This window comes from Buttiauxella sp. 3AFRM03 (assembly GCF_003675305.1).
Lineage (GTDB): Bacteria > Pseudomonadota > Gammaproteobacteria > Enterobacterales > Enterobacteriaceae > Buttiauxella > Buttiauxella ferragutiae.
This window is the reverse complement of record NZ_CP033076.1, coordinates 1,144,592-1,168,271: the sequence shown is the minus strand read 5'-3', so window position 1 is coordinate 1,168,271 and position 23,680 is coordinate 1,144,592. Positions and strand designations below refer to the sequence as shown.

Annotated in this window: 26 protein-coding genes and 2 tRNA genes; 22 read left to right on the top strand and 6 right to left on the bottom strand. The window is 46.6% G+C overall.

The features are described from left to right. The first annotated feature begins 69 nt into the window (after positions 1 to 69). Together D8682_RS07110 and D8682_RS07105 are read left to right on the top strand one after the other, a co-directional pair. Positions 70 to 1,224, top strand: coding sequence for an efflux RND transporter periplasmic adaptor subunit (locus tag D8682_RS07110; RefSeq protein WP_064548018.1), 1,155 nt, complete (start codon positions 70 to 72; stop codon positions 1,222 to 1,224). A gap of 11 nt (positions 1,225 to 1,235) precedes the next feature. After that, entirely contained in the window at positions 1,236 to 4,349 is a 3,114-nt protein-coding gene (locus D8682_RS07105) for an efflux RND transporter permease subunit (RefSeq protein ID WP_121813916.1), read from the top strand. A 104-nt stretch (positions 4,350 to 4,453) separates the two neighbouring features. On the opposite strand, the gene D8682_RS07100 is transcribed toward D8682_RS07105, so the two are convergent. Beyond that, positions 4,454 to 4,541: transfer RNA gene (locus D8682_RS07100), tRNA-Ser, on the bottom strand. Between the two features lie 449 nt (positions 4,542 to 4,990). On the opposite strand from D8682_RS07100, the gene D8682_RS07095 reads away from it, so the two are divergent. From D8682_RS07095 to D8682_RS07085, 3 genes are all read left to right on the top strand, one after another. Further along, positions 4,991 to 5,875, top strand: coding sequence for an AraC family transcriptional regulator (locus D8682_RS07095; protein WP_121813915.1), 885 nt, complete (start codon positions 4,991 to 4,993; stop codon positions 5,873 to 5,875). Positions 5,876 to 5,983: 108 nt separating this feature from the next. Next, positions 5,984 to 7,366: a C4-dicarboxylate transporter DcuC gene (gene dcuC, locus D8682_RS07090; RefSeq protein ID WP_064547992.1), complete on the top strand. Its 1,383-nt coding sequence runs from the start codon at positions 5,984 to 5,986 to the stop codon at positions 7,364 to 7,366. Positions 7,367 to 7,378: 12 nt separating this feature from the next. Beyond that, positions 7,379 to 8,689, top strand: coding sequence for a lyase family protein (locus tag D8682_RS07085; protein WP_121813914.1), 1,311 nt, complete (start codon positions 7,379 to 7,381; stop codon positions 8,687 to 8,689). A gap of 209 nt (positions 8,690 to 8,898) precedes the next feature. Here D8682_RS07085 and D8682_RS07080 read toward each other — a convergent pair. Further along, positions 8,899 to 8,986 (bottom strand) — tRNA-Ser (locus D8682_RS07080). 207 nt (positions 8,987 to 9,193) lie between these two features. Between D8682_RS07080 and ghrA the strand changes: the two genes are divergently transcribed. The 4 genes from ghrA (at position 9,194) to D8682_RS07060 (ending at position 12,144) form a co-directional block, all read left to right on the top strand. Then, complete coding sequence (ghrA, locus tag D8682_RS07075; protein WP_121813913.1) at positions 9,194 to 10,135, top strand: glyoxylate/hydroxypyruvate reductase GhrA; 942 nt, start codon at positions 9,194 to 9,196, stop codon at positions 10,133 to 10,135. Between the two features lie 81 nt (positions 10,136 to 10,216). Next, entirely contained in the window at positions 10,217 to 10,954 is a 738-nt protein-coding gene (locus D8682_RS07070; RefSeq protein WP_121813912.1) for a phosphatase, read from the top strand. Between the two features lie 52 nt (positions 10,955 to 11,006). Then, positions 11,007 to 11,561 carry a molecular chaperone gene (locus D8682_RS07065; protein WP_064547984.1) on the top strand — a complete coding sequence of 185 codons (555 nt, stop codon included), beginning with the start codon at positions 11,007 to 11,009 and terminating at the stop codon, positions 11,559 to 11,561. 103 nt (positions 11,562 to 11,664) lie between these two features. Next, positions 11,665 to 12,144: a DUF1097 domain-containing protein gene (locus D8682_RS07060; protein WP_064547982.1), complete on the top strand. Its 480-nt coding sequence runs from the start codon at positions 11,665 to 11,667 to the stop codon at positions 12,142 to 12,144. A gap of 44 nt (positions 12,145 to 12,188) precedes the next feature. Here D8682_RS07060 and csgG read toward each other — a convergent pair whose 3' ends face one another. The 4 genes from csgG to csgD are packed head-to-tail and all read right to left on the bottom strand — an operon-like array spanning position 12,189 to position 14,549. Next, positions 12,189 to 13,022, bottom strand: coding sequence for a curli production assembly/transport protein CsgG (csgG, locus tag D8682_RS07055; protein WP_064547980.1), 834 nt, complete (start codon positions 13,020 to 13,022; stop codon positions 12,189 to 12,191). Positions 13,023 to 13,063: 41 nt separating this feature from the next. Beyond that, a complete protein-coding gene (gene csgF / locus D8682_RS07050; RefSeq protein ID WP_064547978.1) occupies positions 13,064 to 13,480 on the bottom strand; it encodes a curli production assembly/transport protein CsgF in 417 nt (138 codons plus the stop codon). A 9-nt stretch (positions 13,481 to 13,489) separates the two neighbouring features. Next, positions 13,490 to 13,879 carry a curli production assembly/transport protein CsgE gene (csgE, locus tag D8682_RS07045; protein ID WP_064547977.1) on the bottom strand — a complete coding sequence of 130 codons (390 nt, stop codon included), beginning with the start codon at positions 13,877 to 13,879 and terminating at the stop codon, positions 13,490 to 13,492. Positions 13,880 to 13,883: 4 nt separating this feature from the next. Further along, positions 13,884 to 14,549, bottom strand: a complete 666-nt coding sequence (csgD, locus tag D8682_RS07040) for a biofilm master transcriptional regulator CsgD (protein WP_064547975.1) — start codon at positions 14,547 to 14,549, stop codon at positions 13,884 to 13,886. A 788-nt stretch (positions 14,550 to 15,337) separates the two neighbouring features. Here csgD and csgB point away from each other — a divergent pair. The 13 genes from csgB to D8682_RS06980 all read left to right on the top strand — a co-directional run bounded on the left by csgB (position 15,338) and on the right by D8682_RS06980 (position 23,678). Continuing rightward, entirely contained in the window at positions 15,338 to 15,793 is a 456-nt protein-coding gene (gene csgB, locus D8682_RS07035) for a curli minor subunit CsgB (protein WP_064547973.1), read from the top strand. Positions 15,794 to 15,840: 47 nt separating this feature from the next. Further along, the gene (gene csgA / locus D8682_RS07030) at positions 15,841 to 16,263 is read left to right on the top strand and encodes a curli major subunit CsgA (RefSeq protein WP_064547971.1); all 423 of its coding nucleotides are present in this window, start codon (positions 15,841 to 15,843) and stop codon (positions 16,261 to 16,263) included. Between the two features lie 72 nt (positions 16,264 to 16,335). Further along, on the top strand, positions 16,336 to 16,665 hold the full coding sequence (csgC, locus tag D8682_RS07025) for a curli assembly chaperone CsgC (protein WP_121813911.1): 330 nt from the start codon (positions 16,336 to 16,338) through the stop codon (positions 16,663 to 16,665). A 296-nt stretch (positions 16,666 to 16,961) separates the two neighbouring features. Continuing rightward, positions 16,962 to 17,087, top strand: a complete 126-nt coding sequence (locus D8682_RS27335) for a hypothetical protein (protein ID WP_255424168.1) — start codon at positions 16,962 to 16,964, stop codon at positions 17,085 to 17,087. A 213-nt stretch (positions 17,088 to 17,300) separates the two neighbouring features. Further along, positions 17,301 to 18,023 (top strand): beta-ketoacyl synthase chain length factor, encoded by a 723-nt coding sequence (locus D8682_RS07020; RefSeq protein ID WP_121813910.1) that lies wholly within the window; start codon positions 17,301 to 17,303, stop codon positions 18,021 to 18,023. Then, positions 18,023 to 18,793, top strand: coding sequence for a 1-acyl-sn-glycerol-3-phosphate acyltransferase (locus tag D8682_RS07015; RefSeq protein ID WP_064547964.1), 771 nt, complete (start codon positions 18,023 to 18,025; stop codon positions 18,791 to 18,793). Before D8682_RS07020 ends, D8682_RS07015 begins: the two co-directional genes overlap by 1 nt. 15 nt (positions 18,794 to 18,808) lie before the next feature. After that, positions 18,809 to 19,081, top strand: a complete 273-nt coding sequence (locus D8682_RS07010) for a phosphopantetheine-binding protein (RefSeq protein WP_064547962.1) — start codon at positions 18,809 to 18,811, stop codon at positions 19,079 to 19,081. Between the two features lie 19 nt (positions 19,082 to 19,100). Beyond that, the gene (locus D8682_RS07005; protein WP_064547960.1) at positions 19,101 to 19,349 is read left to right on the top strand and encodes an acyl carrier protein; all 249 of its coding nucleotides are present in this window, start codon (positions 19,101 to 19,103) and stop codon (positions 19,347 to 19,349) included. 3 nt (positions 19,350 to 19,352) lie between these two features. Next, complete coding sequence (locus D8682_RS07000) at positions 19,353 to 19,922, top strand: hypothetical protein (RefSeq protein WP_064547958.1); 570 nt, start codon at positions 19,353 to 19,355, stop codon at positions 19,920 to 19,922. Continuing rightward, positions 19,915 to 21,237: an AMP-binding protein gene (locus D8682_RS06995; protein WP_121813909.1), complete on the top strand. Its 1,323-nt coding sequence runs from the start codon at positions 19,915 to 19,917 to the stop codon at positions 21,235 to 21,237. The genes D8682_RS07000 and D8682_RS06995 overlap by 8 nt, the downstream gene beginning before the upstream one ends. Continuing rightward, positions 21,224 to 21,574 carry a hydroxymyristoyl-ACP dehydratase gene (locus D8682_RS06990; RefSeq protein ID WP_121813908.1) on the top strand — a complete coding sequence of 117 codons (351 nt, stop codon included), beginning with the start codon at positions 21,224 to 21,226 and terminating at the stop codon, positions 21,572 to 21,574. The genes D8682_RS06995 and D8682_RS06990 overlap by 14 nt, the downstream gene beginning before the upstream one ends. Then, on the top strand, positions 21,565 to 23,259 hold the full coding sequence (locus D8682_RS06985; protein WP_121813907.1) for a glycosyltransferase: 1,695 nt from the start codon (positions 21,565 to 21,567) through the stop codon (positions 23,257 to 23,259). Before D8682_RS06990 ends, D8682_RS06985 begins: the two co-directional genes overlap by 10 nt. Beyond that, positions 23,253 to 23,678: a thioesterase family protein gene (locus D8682_RS06980; protein WP_064547949.1), complete on the top strand. Its 426-nt coding sequence runs from the start codon at positions 23,253 to 23,255 to the stop codon at positions 23,676 to 23,678. Before D8682_RS06985 ends, D8682_RS06980 begins: the two co-directional genes overlap by 7 nt. Positions 23,679 to 23,680: the final 2 nt, after the last annotated feature.

The following is a 23,680-nucleotide window of genomic DNA, read 5'->3' as shown; positions in this document are numbered from 1 at the left end:
TCAGGGGCGCTTTTCTTTGCCCCCGGACTGCAAGTTTTTACTTCAAGAATCATGCTTTAAGGAATCGTAATGAAGAAATATGGCAAGTTCATCATCCTGCCTTCGGTACTTCTGGTCGCAGCGGGAATTCTGGCGGGTTGTAATGATAAAGGCGACGAAAAGGCTGCATTGCCTGCGCCGCAGGTCAATGTCTATATCGCTAAAGCGGCTCCGTTGGCGGTGACGACTGAACTTCCTGGGCGTACTGACGCGTTCCGCGTGGCGGAAGTTCGTCCGCAGGTCAGTGGCATCATCCTGAAGCGCAATTTTGTCGAAGGCAGCGATATTGTTGCGGGAAACTCTCTCTACCAGATTGATCCTGCTCCTTACCAGGCTGCATGGAACAGTGCGCAAGGGGCGCTCGCTAAAGCAAAAGCCGCTGCGAATATTGCGCATCTGACGGTGAAACGTTATGTGCCATTGCTTGGCACCAATTACATCAGCAAACAGGAATACGATCAGGCAGTCGCAACCGCTCAGCAAGCTGATGCAGAAGTGAAAGCGGCGCAAGCGGATGTAGAAAATGCGCGGATTAATCTCGCCTATACCAAAGTTTCTTCTCCTATCGACGGGCGCATTGGTAAGTCGAATGTCACCGAAGGGGCGCTGGTCACTAATGGTCAGGCTTCTTCATTGGCAACGGTTCAACAGCTTGACCCGATTTATGTCGATGTCACGCAATCCAGCAATGACTTTATGCAGTTAAAGCAGTCGGTTGAGCAGGGTAGTCTGCAGAAAGCTAATGGAAAAACTGCGGTGCAACTGCTGATGGAAGATGGCCAGCTTTACCCGATAAACGGCGAGCTGGAGTTTTCTGATGTGACGGTCGATCAAACCACCGGTTCCATTACTTTACGTGCCGTATTCCCGAATCCGCAGCACCAGTTACTGCCGGGTATGTATGTGCGCGCAAAAATTGACGAAGGCATTAAGCCGGACGCGATTCTAGTGCCGCAACAAGGTGTGACGCGTAATCCTCGCGGTGACGCCACCGTGATGGTGGTTGATCAGAATAACAAAGCAGAAGTCCGCGAAGTGACCGCACCTCAGGCGATTGGAGATCAATGGCTGGTGACAAAAGGCATTAAGCCTGGTGAGAAAATCATCGTTAGTGGGCTTCAACGCGTTCGTCCCGGTGTTGCTGTACAGGTGGTACAGGATAGCGCTGCTACCCAAACACGCTAAGGTTCTGGAAAATGGCTAATTTTTTTATTGAACGACCAATATTTGCCTGGGTGCTGGCGATCATTTTGATGATTGCTGGCGCGCTTGCGATATTACAACTCCCGGTCGCGCAGTATCCGACGATTGCACCTCCGGCGGTTGCGGTAACGGCAACCTATCCGGGTGCGGATGCGCAAACGGTGCAGGACACTGTGACGCAGGTTATCGAACAGAATATGAACGGTATCGATAACCTGATGTACATGTCTTCTACCAGTGACTCCGCTGGTGGCGTGACGATCACCTTGACCTTTAAATCAGGCACCAGCCCGGATATTGCCCAGGTTCAGGTGCAAAATAAACTGCAACTGGCGATGCCGTTATTACCGCAAGAAGTGCAGCAGCAGGGCATTAGCGTTGAAAAGTCCTCCAGCAGCTTTTTGCTGGTGGCGGGCTTTATCTCTGACAACCCAAGCCTGACCCAGGATGACATTTCCGATTATGTGGCGTCGAATCTCAAAGATGCTATCAGCCGGACCAACGGGGTTGGCGATGTGCAGTTGTTTGGTGCGCAGTATGCGATGCGTATCTGGCTGGATACGGGGGCGTTGAACAAATACCAGCTCAACCCGGGCGATGTGGTGAATCAGTTAAAACTGCAGAACGACCAGGTTGCTGCGGGGCAACTCGGTGGCACGCCTGCAGTGAAAAACCAGCAGCTTAACGCCTCGATTATTGCCCAGACGCGTCTGCGTGACCCGGAACAGTTCGGCAAAGTGACGCTGAAAGTGAATCCGGATGGCTCGGTGGTGCATTTAAGTGATGTCGCCCGTATTGAGCTAGGGGGGGAAAACTACAACACAGTGGCGAAAATTAATGGGCAGGCCGCTGCTGGTTTGGGTATTAAGCTGGCGACAGGTGCAAATGCGCTGGATACCGCTGAAGGGATCAAAGCGAAATTGGTCTCGCTACAACCTTTTTTCCCGCAAGGGATGAAAGTGGTTTACCCGTACGACACTACACCGTTTGTGAAAATCTCCATTCATGAAGTGGTGAAAACGTTGTTCGAAGCCATCATCCTGGTATTCCTGGTGATGTATTTGTTCCTGCAAAACTTCCGTGCGACCTTAATCCCAACGATTGCAGTACCGGTGGTGTTACTGGGGACATTTGCAGTTTTATCCGCGTTTGGCTACTCGATAAACACGCTCACCATGTTTGGTATGGTGCTGGCGATCGGCCTGTTGGTAGATGATGCGATTGTAGTGGTGGAAAACGTCGAACGCGTGATGGTTGAAGAGCATCTCTCGCCAAAAGAAGCCACTAAGAAGTCGATGAGCCAGATTCAAGGGGCGCTGGTCGGGATCGCGATGGTATTGTCGGCGGTCTTTATTCCGATGGCTTTCTTTGGCGGTTCGACCGGCGCTATTTATCGCCAGTTCTCGATTACCATCGTTTCAGCCATGGCGCTGTCGGTACTGGTGGCACTGATCCTTACTCCGGCATTGTGTGCCACATTGCTAAAACCGGTTACTGCCGAAACGCATCACAAAACGGGCTTTTTTGGCTGGTTTAACGAAAAGTTTAATCACAGCACCAATCACTACACCAACAGTGTCAGCAACATTTTGCGTAATACTGGGCGCTATCTGCTGCTGTATCTGATTATTGTTGCCGGTATGGCGTTTCTGTTTCTGCGCTTGCCGACCTCATTCTTGCCCGAGGAGGATCAGGGCGTGTTTATGACGATGGTGCAATTACCTGCGGGGGCAACCCAGGAAAGAACGCAGAAAGTGCTCGATCAGATTACTGACTATTATCTTGGTACCGAAAAAGCCAATGTTGAATCGGTATTTACCGTAAACGGTTTTAGCTTCAGTGGGCAGGGGCAAAACTCCGGGATTGCATTTATTAGCCTGAAACCGTGGGATGAAAGATCCGGCAAGGAGAATGCGGTTGGCGCCATCGTTGAACGTGCGACCAAAGCGTTCGGCAAAATTCGTGATGGCATGATATTCCCGTTTAACTTACCCGCCATCATGGAACTGGGTACCGCCACAGGTTTTGACTTTGAACTGATTGACCAGGCAAACCTTGGGCACCAGCAACTGACTGAATCGCGTAACCAACTGATGGGCATGGTGGCAAAACATCCTGATATCCTCACTCGTGTTCGTGCGAATGGGCTGGAAGATACTCCACAGTACAAACTGGAAATCGACCAGGAAAAAGCACAGTCACTCGGTGTAAGCATTACGGATATCAACCAGACCATTGCTAGTGCATTGGGCGGCACTTACGTGAACGATTTTATCGATCATGGCCGTGTGAAGAAGGTTTATGTGCAGGCTGATGCCCGTTTCCGCATGCTGCCTAAGGACATCAACAACCTCTATGTTCGCGGTAGCAGCGGGCAAATGGTACCGCTTTCAGCATTCTCTTCATCTCACTGGATGTACGGTTCACCACGTCTGGAGCGTTATAACGGTTTGCCATCAATGGAAATATTAGGCGAGGCTGCTCCGGGTAAAAGTACCGGTGACGCGATGATACTGATGGAACAACTGGCATCTCAATTACCGTCCGGTATCGGCTATGACTGGACCGGAATGTCGTATCAGGAAAGGCTTTCTGGAAACCAGGCACCTGCACTCTACGCTATCTCTTTGGTGGTGGTGTTCTTGTGCCTCGCAGCACTTTATGAAAGCTGGTCGATACCGTTCTCGGTGATGCTGGTGGTGCCACTTGGCGTTTTTGGGGCACTGTTAGCGGCGGCAATGCGCGGCATGAATAATGACGTCTATTTCCAGGTCGGGTTGCTGACGACGATTGGGCTATCAGCGAAGAACGCGATACTGATCGTTGAATTCGCCAAAGACTTGATGGAAAAAGAGGGTAAAGGGTTAATGGAAGCCACGCTGGATGCAGTGCGAATGCGTTTACGCCCAATCCTGATGACATCATTAGCGTTTATTTTAGGGGTGATGCCTTTGGTTCTTAGCCGTGGTGCCGGCAGTGGTGCGCAGAACGCGGTTGGGACCGGCGTGATGGGAGGGATGCTATCCGCAACCCTGTTGGCTATCTTCTTCGTACCGGTGTTCTTTGTGGTGATACGAGAGCGATTTAGCAAAGGTAACACTGACTAACATGTAAAAGCCCGAACTTAGGTTCGGGTTTTTTTATCCGACAAAACCACAAACTACAGACGAAAAAAAAGTCTGAACGTGAATTCAGACTTTCTCTTTAAATATGGCGGTGAGAGAGGGGTTCGAACCCTCGATACGTTGCCGTATACACACTTTCCAGGCGTGCTCCTTCAGCCACTCGGACACCTCACCGTTTTGTTTTTGTTGCCAACTTCTGGGGGCAACGGGGCGCTACTATAGGGATTCAACCTCATTCGGTCAAGTTTAATCTTTGGTTTATGTACCGTTCGGTTAAGGTGTGAACGATGCTTGAGAATGAGGTGAATAAAACGCCAGCATAGATGCTGAAGGTAACTCTAACATCTGAAAGATGCCCTTTCCGTACCGCGAACAGTATGTGGATGATTGGTTTCTCAAGAGGGGGTGGTAAGCGCGGTGAATTCGTTTAATTTTAGATAAAGTTTTAAATGTGTGATCTGTATATTGAAATGTCCCAATGAGCATATCTTTAAACCCAGGAGTGATATTTTTTTGTTGAATAAAAGCCCGTAGTATATAAAGTATTCTAATGCTTGAAAGCCGTAAATAAATGTAATTGGACAAGTTAATTTTCTATATTCAATATGTTGAAAAGATGAGAAATGGAAAACAGACATAAATATCAGATTAAAGTCCCATTTATTGAACCACTTGAGAGTTCTTCAAAAACAACGGCATCCGTGAACTATTCAAAAGCGCTTGGCAATAGTGGTAGTTGGATTGGGTGTGGTTATATTGACAGAGAAGGAAAAACAAAAAAACATATCAATGTAACGTTCCCTTACTTCTCATTAGTCCTTGTTATAGAAGGTAAGGGTACTTATGTTGACTCTCAGGAGCAGTTGCATCATTTGAAGAAAGGTTCTGTTTTTTTAAGAAAACCAGAATACAAACACTCCAGTCATTGCGAAAGCCAGCCATCCTGGAAGGAATATTATTTAGACTGTGATCTAAATTTATATAAACACTTGTCATCATTTTTACTGCCTGACAACAAGAAAGTTGTTTATCAAACTTCATGCCCATTAGAAATTATTGATAATTTTACCAGTTTTATGGAGTTTATCAAAAAAGCAAGTGAAGTGGATATGCCAAGTGTTTATATAAAATTCATAGAGTTACTGAATAGTATATTTAATAAAACACCAGCTTTCCATGCGCAATATGAAAATGAAAGTATTAATCAGGTGAAGTTAGATTTAGATAAATTTCTTAATCAACGTATTGACCTTAAATCATATTGTGAGAGTAACTTATTGAATTATGAAGTTTTCAGAAAAGAATTTAAAGAACAGACTGGCCTGTCACTTATGAACTATATGGTCCGGCGTCGTCTGGATAAAGCATGTACTTTACTGAGGACTACAAATCTCAGGGTGTTAGAAATTTCAAATGAACTAGGGTATTCATCTCAGTATGAATTTTCTAAACAATTTAAACGTTATTTCCATTTATCACCTAAGCAATATCGAGTTGGTAATGAGTAAATAGTGAAATATACATAATTGCAATTTGTTATTAACGTGAGCATTTGGTCGTAAATTTCCGCATAGAAATATGAAAACTTTACTATGAATAAATATGGATACTAAAAAATGATTGCATATATGGCTGTGCCGGTTGTGTTTATTACGATGTATATGATTATAAAAAATTATCAGACTCATACAACATTGACCATTTCAGGTCTTTTAATGCTGACTATCGGAGTGGTATTCACTCAAGGCGGTATAGCTGAATTTATGGGGGCACAATATAAATTCACCACGACTGGCTCAACCTTTTTTGATTTGTTCGGAGCATTCAGTGCAATTATGTCTGAACGCACAGCAACGATCGGTATGATTGCTATGACATCAGCTGGTTTTGCTGCATATATGAGTAAAATAGGTGCGGCTGATAGCTTGGTTAAAGCTTGCGCTAAACCACTACAAATAATTAATAAGCCATATTTGATTTTGGCGATGGCGTTTATCATTGGCCAAACGTTAAATTTAGTTATTCCAAGTCCCGCAGGGCTTGCCATGCTGTTATTAATTTCTTTTTATCCTATTCTGATACAAGCAGGGGTAAGCCCACTTTCTGCTGCTGTAGTCATTGGAACATGTGGCTCCCTGGATCTAGGGCCGGGTTCTGGAAACTCAAATGTCGCTGCAGAATTGTTAGACATGTCGATAACAGAGTATTTTGCAACTACAGAAATCTTAGTTGCTATACCTGTGACGCTGACAGTTGCCGTATCACATTTCTTTGTCCAAAAATGGTTTGATAAAAGAGATGGTCATAAAAATCAACAAAGAGTAGATAACATTACTGGAGAAGAAAAAGGCATTTCCATCCCTAAATTTTATGCAGTGCTTCCGTTCCTGCCATTAGCATTATTAATGATATTTTCTGATATCGGTATTGACGGTATTAAAATTAATGCGCCGATTGCGATGTTTACCTCGTTAATATTGATCGTTGCAATTGATGCGTGTAAAAAACGAAATTTACAATTAGCTCTGGAGCATTCTTTCGAATTTTTCAAAGGCATGGCTGGTGCATTTAGTACGGTTGTTGTTTTAATTGTTGCAGCAACTATGTTTACTTTAGGTCTGGATGCCATTGGTGCGATCACTGCTTTAAAATCCATGATCTTAGCAGGAGATATTCACTACATCCTTATTACAATTTTCGGTATGTCAATTATCGCATTTACTGCGATGTTAACAGGGTCAGGCAGTGCCGCATTTGTTAGCTTTGCGAGCTTGGGTAATGAGCTTTCAAGCGCAGCGGGCGTCAAAGCAGTACAAATGCTGGTACCGATGCAACATGCTGCTGGTTTTGGACGTTCATTATCCCCGGTGGCGGCGGTAGTAATTGCAGTAGCTGTTGCGGCAAAGGTTAGCCCGTTTGAAGTGCTGAAAAGAGCAGCTATCCCTTGTGTTGTAGGTATATTTTCCACCCTGTTTTATACCCAACTTATTTTTGCTTAAAGGTGTCTCGCAATGACCACATGTTATGATCCAACAAGTTATACCCTGAACAGAAATGGTTTTGAGAATATATATCAAGATACCAGCATTTACCAAGTTTGGTTAGACATTGAAGCTGTATTAGCAAAGGTTCAGATTGAGTTGGGTATCATACCTCAACAACAAGGGGACATTATTGTTAAACACTGTGATATATCTCTTCTTGATAAAAAAAATATCATCCAGGGATATATAAAGACAAAACATCCATTGGTCCCTGTGCTCAATGAACTAGGACGGATTGTTGGTGATGATGCGGCTAAATATATTCATTATGGAATAACTACGCAAAATATTCAGCAAACAGCCGAGCTTTATATATGTAAGAAGTTTCATCAGGAATTTATTTCTATAATAGATAAGATGGTTATCAATATTGGCGAACTTAAAAGGCGTAATGAAGGCGTTGTAATTGCGGCCAGAACACACTCAAAACATGCCTTGCCAATATTATTGAATACTAAATTTTCGGTATGGGAAGATGAGCTTTTAAGATGTAAAGACATTCTCATCACCTCTGCCAACGGTATCTTTCAAGTTATGATGGGCGGAGCAGTAGGTGGATTTCATACTTTGCCTGATGTAGGACCTGAAATGCAATCGCGGGTTGCTGATATGTTAGGTATGGGAGAAATGAAAATTCCCAGCAGGTCAATCAGGGTACATATGTGCCAATATGTGAACAATTTGACTTTGATTGCACATGTTTGCGCGAAAATAGCTGAAGAAGTATATATCAGCTCATCTGAAGAATATTCTGAAATGAGCGAAGGTTTTTCTGAGGGGCAGGTTGGAAGTAGTACAATGCCGCAGAAAATCAATCCTGCCTTATGTTATGGAATTATAGGCAACTCAAAGGTTTTATTTAGTTTGCCAGGAACTATATTAAATATGGCAGTAAGGCCATTTGAAGCTGATGGTTGTAGTAATTTAGTTATTGATAGCTTATTAAGAGAAGCTAATTTACTTACCCATGAAATAATTTTAAAAACTGAAGTTCTTTTAAAAGACCTCTTTATTGATAAAGCAGCCATGGAAAGAAATTTAAATATCACCAAAGGAATGATTAATGGTGAAAATGTCATGATGGAGTTATGCAAAAGAGGACTAGGGAAGGCAAAGGCACACGAAGCTGTTTATGACATCATCATGGCGGCGAAAAAAGAATCGATCACATTCAGTGAATCGTATTCGCGATATGAGAACCTTCATTGTATTTTGCCAATGGAAGATTTTGAACAAGCTATTACTCCAGGCTCTTATACAGGATTGGAGTATAGCTAAGTCTGCATTTCTCACATTTCATATTACATCTGAAGCACCTGAATTTTTGAGTTCAGGTGCTCAAGGGTATTTGTGTGCCCGCTGTGCGGACATGATGCTTGACGTCCTAATGTGTTTCTCAAACCTCGGGTCGAGGGTTCTCACCCATCTCTCCACGGGTTACGGGCGAAAAAAAAGCCCGTATTTGCATACGAGCTCTTCTTCAAATGTGGCGGTGAGAGAGGGGTTCGAACCCTCGATACGTTGCCGTATACACACTTTCCAGGCGTGCTCCTTCAGCCACTCGGACACCTCACCGTTTTGTTGTTCCTTACCTGCCGGAACGGGCGCTAATGTAGGGAAAACTGGGGGCTGCGTCAATTCACTTTTAAGCAAAGTCGGTGCGTTTAGCCAAACTTCAAACAACTTGCTTCTTAAAACAGCAACGCTGAGGTGATTTTTTATTACATTCATCTACTGTATTGTTAAACGCTACGCGTAAGTACAAGAATAAATGGAGAAAGCATGGATATTATTTTTCACCACCCGACATTTGATACGCAATTTTGGCTCGACGGTATGCAGCAGCTCTTTCCCGATGCCAGGGTTCGCCAGTGGCGTCCTGGCGATAACCAGCCAGCTGATTACGCTCTGGTATGGCATCCTCCGGTCGAGATGCTCAGCGGGCATAGTGAGCTGAAAGGTGTGTTTGCGTTAGGTGCAGGTGTGGACTCCATTCTGAGTAAACTACAGACGCATCCGGATATGCTGCCCGAAGGCGTGCCGCTATTTCGCCTCGAAGATACCGGCATGGCGCTACAAATGCAGGAATATGCCGTCAGCCAGGTGCTGCACTGGTTCCGCCGTTTCGATGATTATCAGGCATTGAAGCTGCAGGCCAAATGGTTGCCACTGGAAGATTATCGCCGTGAAGATTTTACCATTGGTGTGCTCGGCGCGGGCGTGCTAGGCGGGAAAGTGGCAGAAAGCCTCGCTGCCTGGGATTTCCCGGTTCGTTGCTGGAGTCGCAGCAAGAAAAATTATCCAGGTATCACAAGCTATGCCGGGAACGAAGAACTGAGCGATTTCCTGAATGGCACCCGCGTGCTTATTAACTTGTTGCCCAATACGCCACAAACCGTCGGTATTATTAACAGCCAAATGCTCAATCAACTGGCCGATGAGGCTTATGTTATGAACCTTGCGCGGGGCGTACATCTGGTCGAAAACGATCTGCTGGCTGCACTGGATAGTGGCAAAGTGAAAGCTGCAATGCTCGACGTATTTGCTAAAGAACCTCTACCTGAAAACAGCCCGTTGTGGAAGCATCCTCGCATTGCCATCACTCCGCATCTGGCGGCGGTGACTCGGCCGCAAGAAGCCATGGAGTACATTGCAAAAACCATTCGTGAAATTGAAAAAGGTGAATCACCGAGCGGACAGGTCTCTTTGCATAACGGCTATTAATGCTAAGCCCGGCCAGTGTCGGGCTAAAAAACAATGGCGATAACTGCTATCCTTGCGGGAAAGAGATAAAAGGAGAGAGCCATGTATCCCGTTGACCTGCATATGCACACCGTCGCTAGCACCCACGCCTATAGCACCCTTCACGACTATATTGCGATTGCGAAAAGCAAAGGCATCCAACTGTTCGCCATCACCGATCATGGCCCGGATATGGCTGATGCCCCACATTACTGGCATTTTGTGAACATGTGTATTTGGCCACGAATGGTTGATGGTGTTGGTATTTTGCGTGGTATTGAAGCCAACATTAAAAATACTGCCGGGGAAATTGACTGCACTGGCCCAATGTTGGATTCACTGGATCTTATTATTGCCGGTTTTCATGAGCCTGTATTTCCCCCAAAAGATAGCGCTACACACACAGAAGCAATGATCGCTGCCATGGCGAGCGGTAACGTTCATATCATCAGCCATCCAGGTAACCCGAAATTCCCGGTAGATATTCCTGCCATTGCACAAGCAGCAGCAAAATATCAGGTCGCACTGGAGCTGAATAACTCCTCATTTACTCATTCGCGCAAGGGCAGTGGCCCGAACTGCCGTGCTATCGCCGAAGCGGTGCGTGATGCGGGTGGGTGGTTATCGCTGGGTTCTGATTCCCATACTGCATTCACCCTTGGTGATTTCGATGAATGTCGCAAAATTCTGGCAGAAGTTGAATTCCCGGAAGCGCGCATTCTCAATGTTTCTGTGCGCCGGATGCTTGGTTTCCTTGAATCCCGTGGTATGAAGCCAATCGAAGAATTTGCCACACTTTAGCTTTCACACCACAGTTTTTACTCAATAAATCTCTACTTAATGGACCACTAGCATGAATGAGTTTTCAATTATTTGTCGCATCTTAGGATCGCTGTTTTACCGCCAACCCCAGGATCCGCTTTTGGTTCCATTGTTGACGATGATCCGTGAAGGCAAGCTGGCAGAGCATTGGCCGCTGGAGCAGGATGAATTACTGACTCGCCTGCAACAAAGCTGCGATCCTCAGCTGTTAGCTGCTGATTACAATGCCCTGTTTGTCGGCGAAGAGTGCAGCGTACCGCCATATCGTTCAGCGTGGGAAGCGGGCAGCCACGAAGGTGACGTTCGTGAGTTCTTGAAACAACGCGGCATGCCGCTTGCAGAAACTCCTGCTGATCATTTTGGCACTTTGTTGCTGGCCGCTTCGTGGCTGGAAGATCAATCACAAGAAGACGAATTTGAAGCCCAGGTGCGTTTATTTGATGAGTACATAATGCCATGGGCGGGGACGTTCCTGGGCAAAGTGGAAGCGCATTCGACCACGGCTTTCTACCGTACGTTGGCATTAATTAGCCGTGAAGCTATTCAGGCGATGCGTGATGAGCTGGAAGAAGAAAGTGATGAATAAGTGTGATTTGAATCACATTTAAAATGTAACGTTGATTTTTGATTTACAAAAATTGTGCGGTAGATCGTAGTCGAGCCATAAGGCTCTGCTATGATACGCCGCTATGAACATACTTATTTCTCTGGCATTGACTACCGGTATTCTCTCAGGCCTTTGGGGTTGGGTTGCGGTGAGTCTTGGCCTTCTCAGTTGGGCTGGCTTCCTCGGTTGTACCGCGTACTTTGCGTGTCCGCAGGGCGGAATCAAGGGCCTTGTTATTTCTGCATGCACGCTATGTAGCGGCGTATTGTGGGCGGAAGTGATTATCCACGGCAGTGCACTGGCTCCGCATCTGGAGATTCTGGGCTATATGGTAACGGGCGTCGTGGCATTTCTGATGTGCGTTCAGGCAAAACATATGCTGCTGTCATTTGTACCAGGTACTTTTATCGGTGCCTGCGCGACCTTTGCCAACCAGGGAGAATGGCGTCTTGTCGTTCCGTCGTTACTGCTGGGTTTAGTATTTGGGTTTGCGATGAAAAACAGCGGATTATGGTTAGCGGCGCGAAAAGCAAAACCTGAGTCACAGGTGATAACCGAATAAATAAAAAAACCAGCCGCGGCTGGTTTTTTCTTATCTGATAATTATCAGGATTCTGGAGGGACTGACATCTCTCTGTATTTAGCCAGTACCGGGTTGTTAACATCTTGCGGATTTTGCAGATCCCACAATCCACGGTTAATACCATCATTAACCAGATAAATAACTCCTGTTTCAATCGCTGACATCAGACACATCATCACCGGTTCATTGGTGGTATAGCCGATTTCACCTTCCAGCAGTCGTTGGTAATCCACGAAGCGGAATACCCCAGCCTGCACTTCATAAGACAAAATCGTTTTACTGGTATTCACCGATGAAAGCACTTCACCGGTACTCACGTTAACCACACGTAGGTTCACGGCAATTTGGTCCAGTTGATATTGAGTTTCGCCACCGATACCGAAGTACCGCGCGCCAACACCGCCTGATTTCACATTGCTTTCATAACCGATGATTGAACCTTCAACCATTACGTTTGCCGCAACCAGTGATTGCAAAGGCATACGGTTATTCTCGGCTACAGTTCCATTTTCCTGCGCTGCACGAATGATCTTACGTTCGTTGAGCAAGTTTTGCAGGCCCTGACGTTCCAGAGGAATAAACCAGCGAGAATCTTTTAATGCTGTGACCAGCATGGATGTTGCACTCTGTGGTACCGCGGTCGAGAAGTTACTTGCTGGATAAGGTTTAAATTGCCCAGTTTCATCTTGAATATTATATACCGAGACAAACAGTTTCCCTTTTGCTGGTGGCAAATGGGTTAAGTCACGATAACTTTGCGCACGAGGCAAAAGTGTAGGTTTCGCAGCTTCTTTAGGTGGTGCCGTTAAACAACCACTTAATAAACACACTGCTACGATGAGAAGTAAACGCTGCATGATGTTTATCCTTAAATACTTTTTTGATTATTTAATTTCCACTAGAAATCAGTGGAATTATTTTGTAAGCCTGCAACCTGGATAGTCGATACTTTTCCTGTTTTACGGTCAGTGACATTTAACTGTAGCTGTCCGTCAGTGTTTGCAATATCGACGATAAAATCATTAGTGATCATGCGACCCGGTTTGCCAGTATTAATATTGCTTAGCAACCCGCCAAGAAGTTGTGACTGAATAGCTTGAGTAAAGTTGTCCAGTGCTGACGGTGTTTCGATACCAAAATCATCGTCATAACTAGGGTCTTTATACGAGTTTTGAGCTTGCGCCTCATTAAGTAAGAAGGACCCATTATTGGGGTTGCCACCAAAATTTGGGTTAGTGAACTGAAAAGTCATATTGCCTCCCCAGGACAAAGGGGATATCAGCAGTAAAGAAATAACTGCATGAGTGATACGCATGACAGCCTCCTAAAATTCGTCGCTGGTTAAATCACCGGTACTTAACAATGTTTTGTCAATTTGTCGGCGCTTAATCGCTTCTGCGGTTTGGACCAGTGCGATAGTGACATTACGGTCAAAATCACGTTTAGAGGGGAATAAGAACGACTGAAATATGACGTCCTGATCAACGGTAATGGTTATCCAGCTCCCCCAACGGGCACTGGGGCGCTCATTGATGGTTAAGGTTCCGGTAAAACTGCTTTCCCACTTGTCACTAAAGGCACGATAAAACTCATGCCCCACCGAAGAAACGGTATGATCCGTTAATAATCCAGGAACCTCGACTTCAACGGCGCGAACGCCGTTGGAGGTCCAGACTAATACTGACGCTAGCAGTAAAGCAGTTTGTAATTTCATCGCCTTATCGCCTGAGATTATCGTTTGCCCAGGAAACAGCCTGAGTGCGATTTTTTACAGATATCTTCTTGAAAAGATTGTAGAGATGCGTTTTTACCGTGTTTTCACTTATAAATAACGACTGGGCGATTTCAATATTAGATGCCCCAATACGCAATTTATTAAGTATTTCCTTTTCACGGTGAGTCAAAAGAGATGACTCGACGTTATTGAAACGGTAGTTCCCTGAGTGATTAATAAGGTAACTTGCTAATTTCTGAGAAAAATAGCACTCTCCGGCCATTACGCCTCGAATACCTTCTACCACACGTGGCTCTTCCTCTGACATGTAAAATACGCCGTTTATATGCGGCCAGTTTTCTATGTCACGGAATTGATACTCTTCAGGAGTGTTAAGTAACAACAGCTTAATACTGTTATGTTTGCGACTTAAGTTATCTTGCCAATAGTTAATCAGCTTTTTATCGGCTTCAACCATATCGAAAAGCACCACTAAATTACCCACGACATCTTCAAGAGAGCGTTGAATATTATGGAGTTTCCCATTGATAGAGAGTGAAGACTTTAGATGCTGTAATAACGCAGTCGCTTGTAGCGAGGGTTTAGTGATCAACAATAAAGTTTGAGCATTTAACGCCTGGCTATTCATTGTATGGACTTCATTAAACATGATGAAACTCCATCCGAGTTTGCGCATCAACCAGCTGAATTAACAGAAAGTTAATTCACCAGAGGTACTGATAGATGCTGCACTGCTGTGTTTGAAATTAATGTAACACGGTCAAATAACGCTAAGTTGCGTCCTGACTTAATGTGTTAAACAAAATGTTACTGCTGATTTCAATCTAGCGGTTACTAATCTTAAAGCAAGTGTTAAAGCTGTTACAAAATGTAACTGTAGATATTAAAATGTTGCAATCCAGTTTTTTTGTTATTTAGTTTTAATACTAAAGTTGTACACATATTATAAATTGCATAGTTTTAAAAATCATACAAATGATTGTATATAATTGAATTAAATCAAGTTTTTGATTTTTGTTTTGAGCGTGACTGGTCTTAACATATGTAAATAGTGAATGTTACATTGCGCGTTAGGATGATTCTTAAGGAGAATAATCTTCGTGACAGGGCCCCCTTAAAAATTGCCTGGAACGCCGCGGGAAACCCAACCAGGCGGCAAAATACAGTGTGGTTGGCGAGGCGGTTTAAAAGCTTGCAAGCTAATTAATATGATCAATCCTGAACCCTTTGTTGTATTTGATTTTTTTTATACGACTCATACTTTGTAATGAGTGGAAATATAAAAATACAACGTGCGGGTGAGATATTTTAAATGTTTCGCCAGACATACTCAGTTCCGTAACGCAGAAATAACTTTTCATCGTTAGCGTTAACAAAAGTAAATGTGTGATGTTTTAAGATGCAATTAGTAGATGTATTCAGGCCCAGGGTGACAACATGAAAAACAGATCGTTATTAGTGATGTTAGCATTGTTGGGTGCGCCTGGTTATGTTATTGCGAGTAATCCAGATCTTGCAAAATCAGAATATAACTTTGCGATTAACGAATTAAGTAGAGCATCGTTAAATCAGGCAGCAATAATTGGGCAACATGGCAACAATAATAATGCCAATGTTGACCAAAATGGAACCCGGCAAGTAGCACTGGTCTCTCAGACTGGGTCTGGGAACAGAGCTAACGTCGACCAATCAGGGAGTTATAACTTTGCTTATGTTGCGCAATCAGGCTACGGCAATGATGCAGATATACAGCAAACGTCATTTGGTAATGCCGCTCTTATTATTCAGCAAGGCTCGGGTAATAAGGCAAGCATTATTCAACAAGGCACACAGAAGTCGGCAGTTGTAGTTCAGAAACAGTCTCAAATGGCGGTACGCGTTATTCAACGATAATACACGACCATTTAGACTTACATTCTCAATACGATGGGGGCTTTACCATGAACTTTTTCAAAATCGCAGCATTAGCAGCAGTGGTTGTTTCAGGTAGCGCAATGGCAGTATTCCCACAATTCCCTAGCCATGGTCCAGATTCTACAATGAAAGTGTATCAGCAAGGTGCGGGTAACAACGTTACTGCGCTACAAGCTGATGCCAAAGATTCGACTGTTGATATCAAACAATATGGCGTGTCAAACGGCGCGAATGTTGGTCAGGGTGCTGACGATTCAACAATCACACTTCTGCAAGATGGTTTTGGAAACAATGCCACCATCGCTCAATGGAGTGCTGAAGATTCCACTATTGACGTGAAACAATATGGTGGACTGAATGGAGCAAATGTTAATCAAACTGCTAGTGATTCTTCCATTACGCTGACTCAAGCTGGCTTCAACAACCACGCTAACCTTCAGCAGCACTAACAGGTTTTCTGAATTATATAAAAACAGGGCCCTGGCCCTGTTTTTCTTTTTATAGTGGGAGAGGGAAGAAATATGCACACCTTATTATTGCTTGCCGCACTCAGTAATCAACTTACCTTTGATACCCAGCAACAAGGGGAAATCTACACTATTGTGCCAGTGGCGACCTTAACCGAGGATTGCCAATGTACCTTCAAAATGACGGCGTTACGTTCAGGCTCTGGCGGGCAAACTAATAGCAGCCAGAGTAGCCATGTTTTTATCAAGGCCAATGAACCAGCCAAACTTTCACGCCTGAGCCTGAATATTTCTCCAGGAGACAGCGTGACGATTACTGTCACTATAACGGATGGAAAAGATATTCATCTTGAAAAACAGTGGGCATCACCAGGAAGCGTTTAATTAATTTCGCGGCAGGTAGAAATTCTTTCATCTATATACCAGGGTTTAACTGTAGTTCTGGTCACCTGGTGCCGATAACCCTCATATAACCTGGTTGAGGAGTTCCTGACGTGAAAATATCAAGCCTAAGATGTTTCATGCTTTTGCCCATGCTTGCTGTCTGTGTCCCTTTACTTAACGCACATGCCAGCGATGGTGTGATTCATTTTCGGGGCTCTATAGTAGAGGCTCCCTGTACTTTTTCACAAAGAGAACAATCCGTTAAATTGTCCTGCACACAAGACGGAAAACCAGTGGTGCGAACAGTCGCATTCAACCAACTCAATAACTACAAACCTGATAACAACGTCCCGCTAACGACGCAAATTCATTATCTTGATCCCCAGCGCAAACTTGCCGTTCTGGAAGTGACCTACCGTTAAAATCCACGGCCTGCTGTTCCGCGGGCCAGAGGATTTATCTCAAGTATTTATTTAATCGCCTTTTTTGTTACAATTCTCAGCCGCTGGAGAAGCCATAGCGCACGAAATATCAAAACTTGAGCGAAAATTCTTAAAATTAAGACTTAGTTGATAGTCGGCAACTGTCCCGGGATTAAAATCTGTCGGGCGATTAGATGAATATGGGTATCGAGCATGAAGTTAGCGTTTAACGTTGTCGACTGGCAGGCCCGAGCCCCTGGTTTATCTGAAACCGAGGAGTGGCAGGCATGGAGCCAAACCCCCGGCGCCGTTGATATTTCAGCTCCGCTTGCAAAAAGCCGCTACTTACCGATGATGACGGCGCGTCGTTTGTCATCAGGAAGCCGTCTTGCCGTTGATTGTGCACTGGCAATATTGTCCCGACAGTCAGTTGATGCGCTGGTTTTTGCCAGCCGTCACGGTGAACTTGAAAGAAACTTTCGAATGTTAACTGCGCTGGCGGAACAAGAAAGCCTCTCGCCAACGGATTTTGCGATGTCGGTACACAACTCGTCAGTAGGTAATACCACCATTGCAGCCAAAAAAGCCCTGGTGTCATCGTCTGTTTCTGCGGGCTATGACTCATTTTCCCAGGCATTAATAGAAGTCACATCGCTGCATCATGCCGGGTATAAGCGCGTTTTGCTGGTCGATTTCGATGGTTTGATCCCCGAGTTTTATCACCCGCATTTGGCCGGTGACGTGGTCAATTTGCCATTTTCCGTTGCACTGTTATTGGAAAGTGGTTCGCAAATTCAATGCCAAACCACACCGAGTCCAATGAACGAAGGGCAATTTTTACCGCAGGGACTGGCATTTTTGCACAGCTGGTTAAGCTCGCAGCCCACTTTTACTGTTGCCGGTGAACGCCTCGCCTGGTGCTGGAGCCGCTGCTAATGTGGGCGCGTTTGAAATGGGGCTGGCGGGTGCTTATGACCGGCTGGTTATTTGTTTTATTTGGTAGTGGTGGCCTGGTGCTGTCGCTGGTTTGGTTTAATTTACTACTATTATTTGTGCGTGATAATGGCAAGCGCCGTGAGATTGCACGTCGAAGCATTGCCGCCAGTTTCCGATTGTTTTTACGCATCGGTCGCGGCCTCGGTGTGTTCGACTATCGCTTCGAAAATTGCGAGCAGTTAACAAACGATCATGGGTGTTTGATTGTTGCCAACCATCCGACGTTGCTGGATTACGTATTTATTGCTTCTCAGGCGCCGCATATTGGCTGCCTGGTGAAAGCCAGTTTGGTAAACAATCCCTGTTTTCGAGGCGTGATACGTGCAGCCGATTATCTGGTTAACAGTCAGGGCGAAACGTTACTTCCTGAAAGCCAGAAGCGTATGGCAGCAGGGGAGGCGATACTGATTTTCCCGGAAGGCACACGCACACGCCCAGGGGAACCGCTGGTTATCCAGCGCGGTGCGGCCAATATTGCGGTGCGCAGTGGATGTGAATTGCGGCTAGTGCATATTCATTGCGACCAGCGGTATCTCGATAAACACAGCCGCTGGTATCAGATCCCACAGCACAAGCCAATGATTACTGTGAGTGTCAAACAGCGGATCGACAGCCAGAGCTTTATGGTCAATTTAGACGATGCCCCAGGCTTAGCGGCGCGCCGTCTTAGCCAATATTTATGTCAGGAACTGGTTCCTGATTCTCGTTAAGACTCGGATGGTTATATGGAATCCTTAGAGACCGATATTAAACAACTCATTATCGATACTTTGAATCTCGAAGAGATAAGCGTTGATGAGATTGAAAGTGAGGCCGCGTTATTTGGTAATGACGGCCTTGGCCTTGATTCCATTGACGCACTGGAATTAGGACTGGCGGTTAAAAAACGTTATGGTGTGGTGTTATCCGCCGAAAACGAAGCGATGCGCGAACATTTTTATTCTGTCGCGAATCTCGCCGCATTTATTAAAAGTCAAAACCCTGCGCACAGCGCCTGATTGAAACCACGAGTACGTTATGAAGAAAGAAGATATTTATCAGGAAGTCACCGGGTTACTGGTTAAGTTATTTGAACTCTCTCCTGAACAAATCACTCCGCAATCTCGTTTATACGAAGATTTGGATCTCGATAGTATCGATGCTGTAGATATGGTTGTTCATCTACAAAAGCGCAGCGGTAAAAAAATTAAACCGGAAGATTTTAAATCGGTACGCACAGTACAGGATGTTGTAGACGCGGTTGAGCGTTTGCATAGCGAGCCGTAAAGCGTGCGGGCAAAACAAGCACTGACGATAGCGGGGGGGCTAGCCGTAATTGGTTGGCCCTTTGCCGTCTGGTTGGCGATCTCATACCCAAAATTACACATTTTGCTGCCGATCCTTGCGCTGTGTTTTGTGCTGCGTTTATGTGTGTTACGTGGAAAAACTGGTGCTTTAAGCCGGGCTTTTAAAGGTCTTGCGTGGGCTGGGGCGGTGTTATCACTCGCCAGTATCTGGATGCGAGAAGCGCAACTGCTACTGTGGTATCCGGTGGTCGTCAATGCGGTAATGCTGACCTTGTTTGGGTCATCATTGTTTACGACGATGTCGCTTATCGAGCGCCTGGCGCGCTGGCGCGAAGGGGATCTGCCGCCTGCGGGCGTGCGTTACACCCGTCGTGTGACACAAGTCTGGTGCCTGTTCTTTATTTTTAACGGCAGTGTCGCCCTATGGACGTGCCTTGCGGGCAACATTCATTGGTGGACTCTATGGAATGGAATGGTGAGTTACCTGTTCATGGGCATGTTATTTGCTGCCGAATGGCTGGTCAGAGTGCGAGTGAAACGTCGCTATGAATAGCCCGTTAGCGCTGGCGCTCTGGCTTAATGGTAGCCGTCATCCGCAGCATGTGGTGGCGTTTGCCGGGCAGCAATGCTTCACGCAGAGCGATTTAATTACAGATGTGCAGCGTATTTATGACTGGCTACAGCGCCAGCCCGGCCAGCGCTGGGCACTCTGTTTTGATAACAGTTATGACTTTATCGCTGCACTATTAGCGACGCTGCACGCGGGTAAAACACCGGTTTTACCAGGGCATAATCGTGAAGCCCAACTGCGTGAGCAGCAAGAACATTTTTGCGGCGTGCTCAGTGATACTCCGCTAAATCTCAGTTGCCCGGTGCTGAACCCGCAAACACTGAATTACTCCGCGTTCAAGCCGTTTGAACCGGTCCCCGAAGAGGCTGGCGTGGTGTTCTTTACCTCAGGTTCGACTGGGGAACCGGCACAAATCTACAAAACGCTGCGTGCACTGGATGAGGAAATTGCCTGGCTGGCGGCGCTGTGGGGCGATAGCCTGCGTGATTGTCGCGTAGTGGGGTCGGTGTCGCATCAGCACCTTTATGGTTTCACCTTCCGCGTGATGTTGCCGATGGCGCTTGGCCTGGCGGGTGATGCTGCGATGATTCACTTCCCGGAACAATTAGCGGCGCGTGCCTCACATCCATTGCTGTTTATCAGTAGCCCGGCATTTTTAAAACGGCTAGATATTAACCTTGCCGCACCGCAGTTCAAACGAGTGATTTCCGCTGCCGGGAAACTCGATGATGTTACGGCTCAACAGGCACTGGCCTGGCTGAAAACGCCAGTATCAGAAATTTACGGCACCACTGAAACCGGTGTGCTGGCATGGCGTGAACATGTGCAGACTGCTCCGGAATGGCAAGCCTTTCCGGCGGTGCGGTTTACTCAACAAGACGATGTCTGGCACGTGGAATCACCCTTGATTCATCACCTTCACGGGCAACTCGACGATATTCTGGAATTTACCTCGCAAGGGCGGTTTCGTTTAATTGGCAGACGTGACCGTGTGGTTAAAATTGAAGAAAAACGTATCTCGCTGAGTGAAGTTGAGCGTCGATTATTGGCTTTGCCAGGTGTTGAAGACGCGGTTTTGGTCCCGGTCACTCGAGGGAGTCGCATCGCACTTGGTGCCGTAGTGGTGGCACCCACGGCGCAAGGAGCCTGCAAGCAACAGTGGCGAGAAGCGCTCAGTGCCTGGCTTGAGCCAATCGCCATTCCGCGTTACTGGCGCATCGTCGAGCGCATCCCGCTCAATAGCCAGAGCAAGCGCGCGTGGGCGCAATTACAGGAGTTATTTGATGAAACCCGTTGAGTTACAGCGTGCGCAACCCGAAGCGGGCAAACTGTGTTTGCGGCTTGCGGTTCCGCCAACATTAGGCTGGTTTGCCGGGCATTTCCCCACACAACCGCTGTTACCTGGGGTCGCGCAACTCGATTGGGTGATGGCCTACGGTGTAGAACTTGCGCCGGATATGCGCTTTAGTGCGATTGATAACGTTAAATTCCAGCGCCCGATTGTTCCGCAAAGCGAACTGGAACTGAATCTGCAATGGGATGCTACGCGTAACGTGCTGAGTTTTTCCTACACCTTGTTGACTGAAGATGGCGGCATTCCGGCCAGCAGCGGGAAGATTAAATTATGCCCGTAACACCTGCGGCTTTTCGCCCCTGTGTGGTGATCCCGTGTTTTAACCACGGCGCGACGATGTCGGCGGTGCTGGCACGCCTGCAACCGTTTGGCCTGCCTTGCATTATTGTCGATGACGGCAGTGAACAAGCCACCAAACTGCAACTGGCACAATTAACCGGCGTTACGCATATCAGTCTTCCCACTAATCAGGGGAAGGGAGAGGCGGTGATTACCGGCCTGGAAGCGGCGGCGCAGGCGGGTTTTACCCACGCAGTCCAGCTTGATGCCGACGGGCAACACTGCATAGAAGATGTGCCACGTTTTTTAGATGAAGCGCGAGCCCATCCCGAAAGCCTGATTTCCGGCACGCCGGAATACGACGAATCAGTACCAAAATCGCGCCTTTACGGGCGTTATGTCACGCATGTCTGGGTGTGGATTGAAACATTGTCGCTGTCATTAAAAGACAGTATGTGTGGATTTCGTGTCTATCCGCTGGCGGCCACGCTCGGGATTATTGAGAAACACCGTCCGGGTAAACGGATGGATTTCGATACCGAAATCATGGTGCGTTTGTATTGGGCGGGAACCGACAGCCGATTTTTGCGTACCAGGGTTATCTATCCAGCGGATGGTGTGTCGCACTTTGATGCGCTGCACGATAACTTGCGTATCTCCTGGATGCACACTCGGTTGTTTTTTGGCATGTTGCCGCGCATTCCGGCGTTGCTCACGCGCCGTCGCAACGCTGCTCACTGGGCACAAATCCCCGAGCGTAAAGGGCTGGCGGGAATGCGTTTAATGCTCAACATTTACCAGCGTTTAGGGCGTCGGGCATTCAACGTCTTGCTTTATCCGGTGGTGGCGTGGATGTGGCTGAGCGGAAGCGCGCAGCGTAAAGCCTCACAGCAGTGGCTGGAACGCGTCAGGCAACAGGCAGAAAGCCAGCAAATAACCTTGCCACAAGGTTTAAATAGCTATCGCCATTTCTTACGTTTCGGGGATGCGATGCTCAATAAGATTGCGGCCTGGCGGGGTGATATTGTCTGGGGACGTGACATTGAATTTGCACCAGGCAGCCGTGAAGTTTTACAACCACAGGCCGGGCAGGGGAAGCTAATCCTTGCCGCTCATCTCGGTGACATCGAGGCCAGCCGCGCGCTGGCGCAAGTGGAGGCCGGGCTGATTATTAATGCGCTGGTATTTACTGACCATGCCCAACGTTTTCGTCAGATTATTGAAGAAATTGCCCCACAGGCGGCGGTGAACTTACTCCCTGTCAGCCATATTGGGCCGCAGACAGCAATGTTATTACAAGACAAACTTGACGCTGGTGAATGGGTGGCGATTGTGGGTGACCGAATTGCGGTGAACTCGCAGCGCGGCGGGGAACGGCGCATCTGCTGGAGCCAGTTTATGGGCAGCCCCGCGCCATTTCCACAAGGCCCGTTTATCCTGGCTGCCGCATTACGATGCCCAGTCATTCTTATGATGGTATTGCGTGAGCAGGGCAAGTTGCGTATTCACGCCGAAAACTTTGCCGATCCGCTGTTGCTACCGCGAACCACACGCTCTCAGTCTCTACAAGACATCATTGATCGCTACGCGCAGCGCCTGGAATTTTACGCACTGCGTTCGCCACTAGACTGGTTTAATTTTTATGATTTCTGGCAGTTACCGCCAGAAAAGGAGTCCGGATGTTAAATGACCCACGTTTCTCTGTGGAGATCAGCATCAAAGTCCCATTCCATGATGTCGATGCAATGGGTGTGGTGTGGCACGGTAACTATTTCCGTTACTTTGAAGTGGCGCGTGAGGCGTTGCTTGGCCAATTTTCTTATGGCTATCGGGCGATGCAAGAGTCCGGTTACGTTTGGCCAGTAGTCGACACCCGCGTCAAATACCGTGATGTGGTGAAATTTGAACAACAGATTCTGGTCCGCGCTACGGTACTGGAATACGAAAACCGTCTGAAAATCGGCTATGAAATTGTCGATGCGCAAAGTGGCAAACGCACCACCACGGGTTACACCATTCAGGTTGCTGTTTCGGCAACCAGCGGAGAGCTGTGTTTTGTTTCCCCTCCAGTACTTTTTGAACGTATGGGTTTGAGTCATGAATAAGA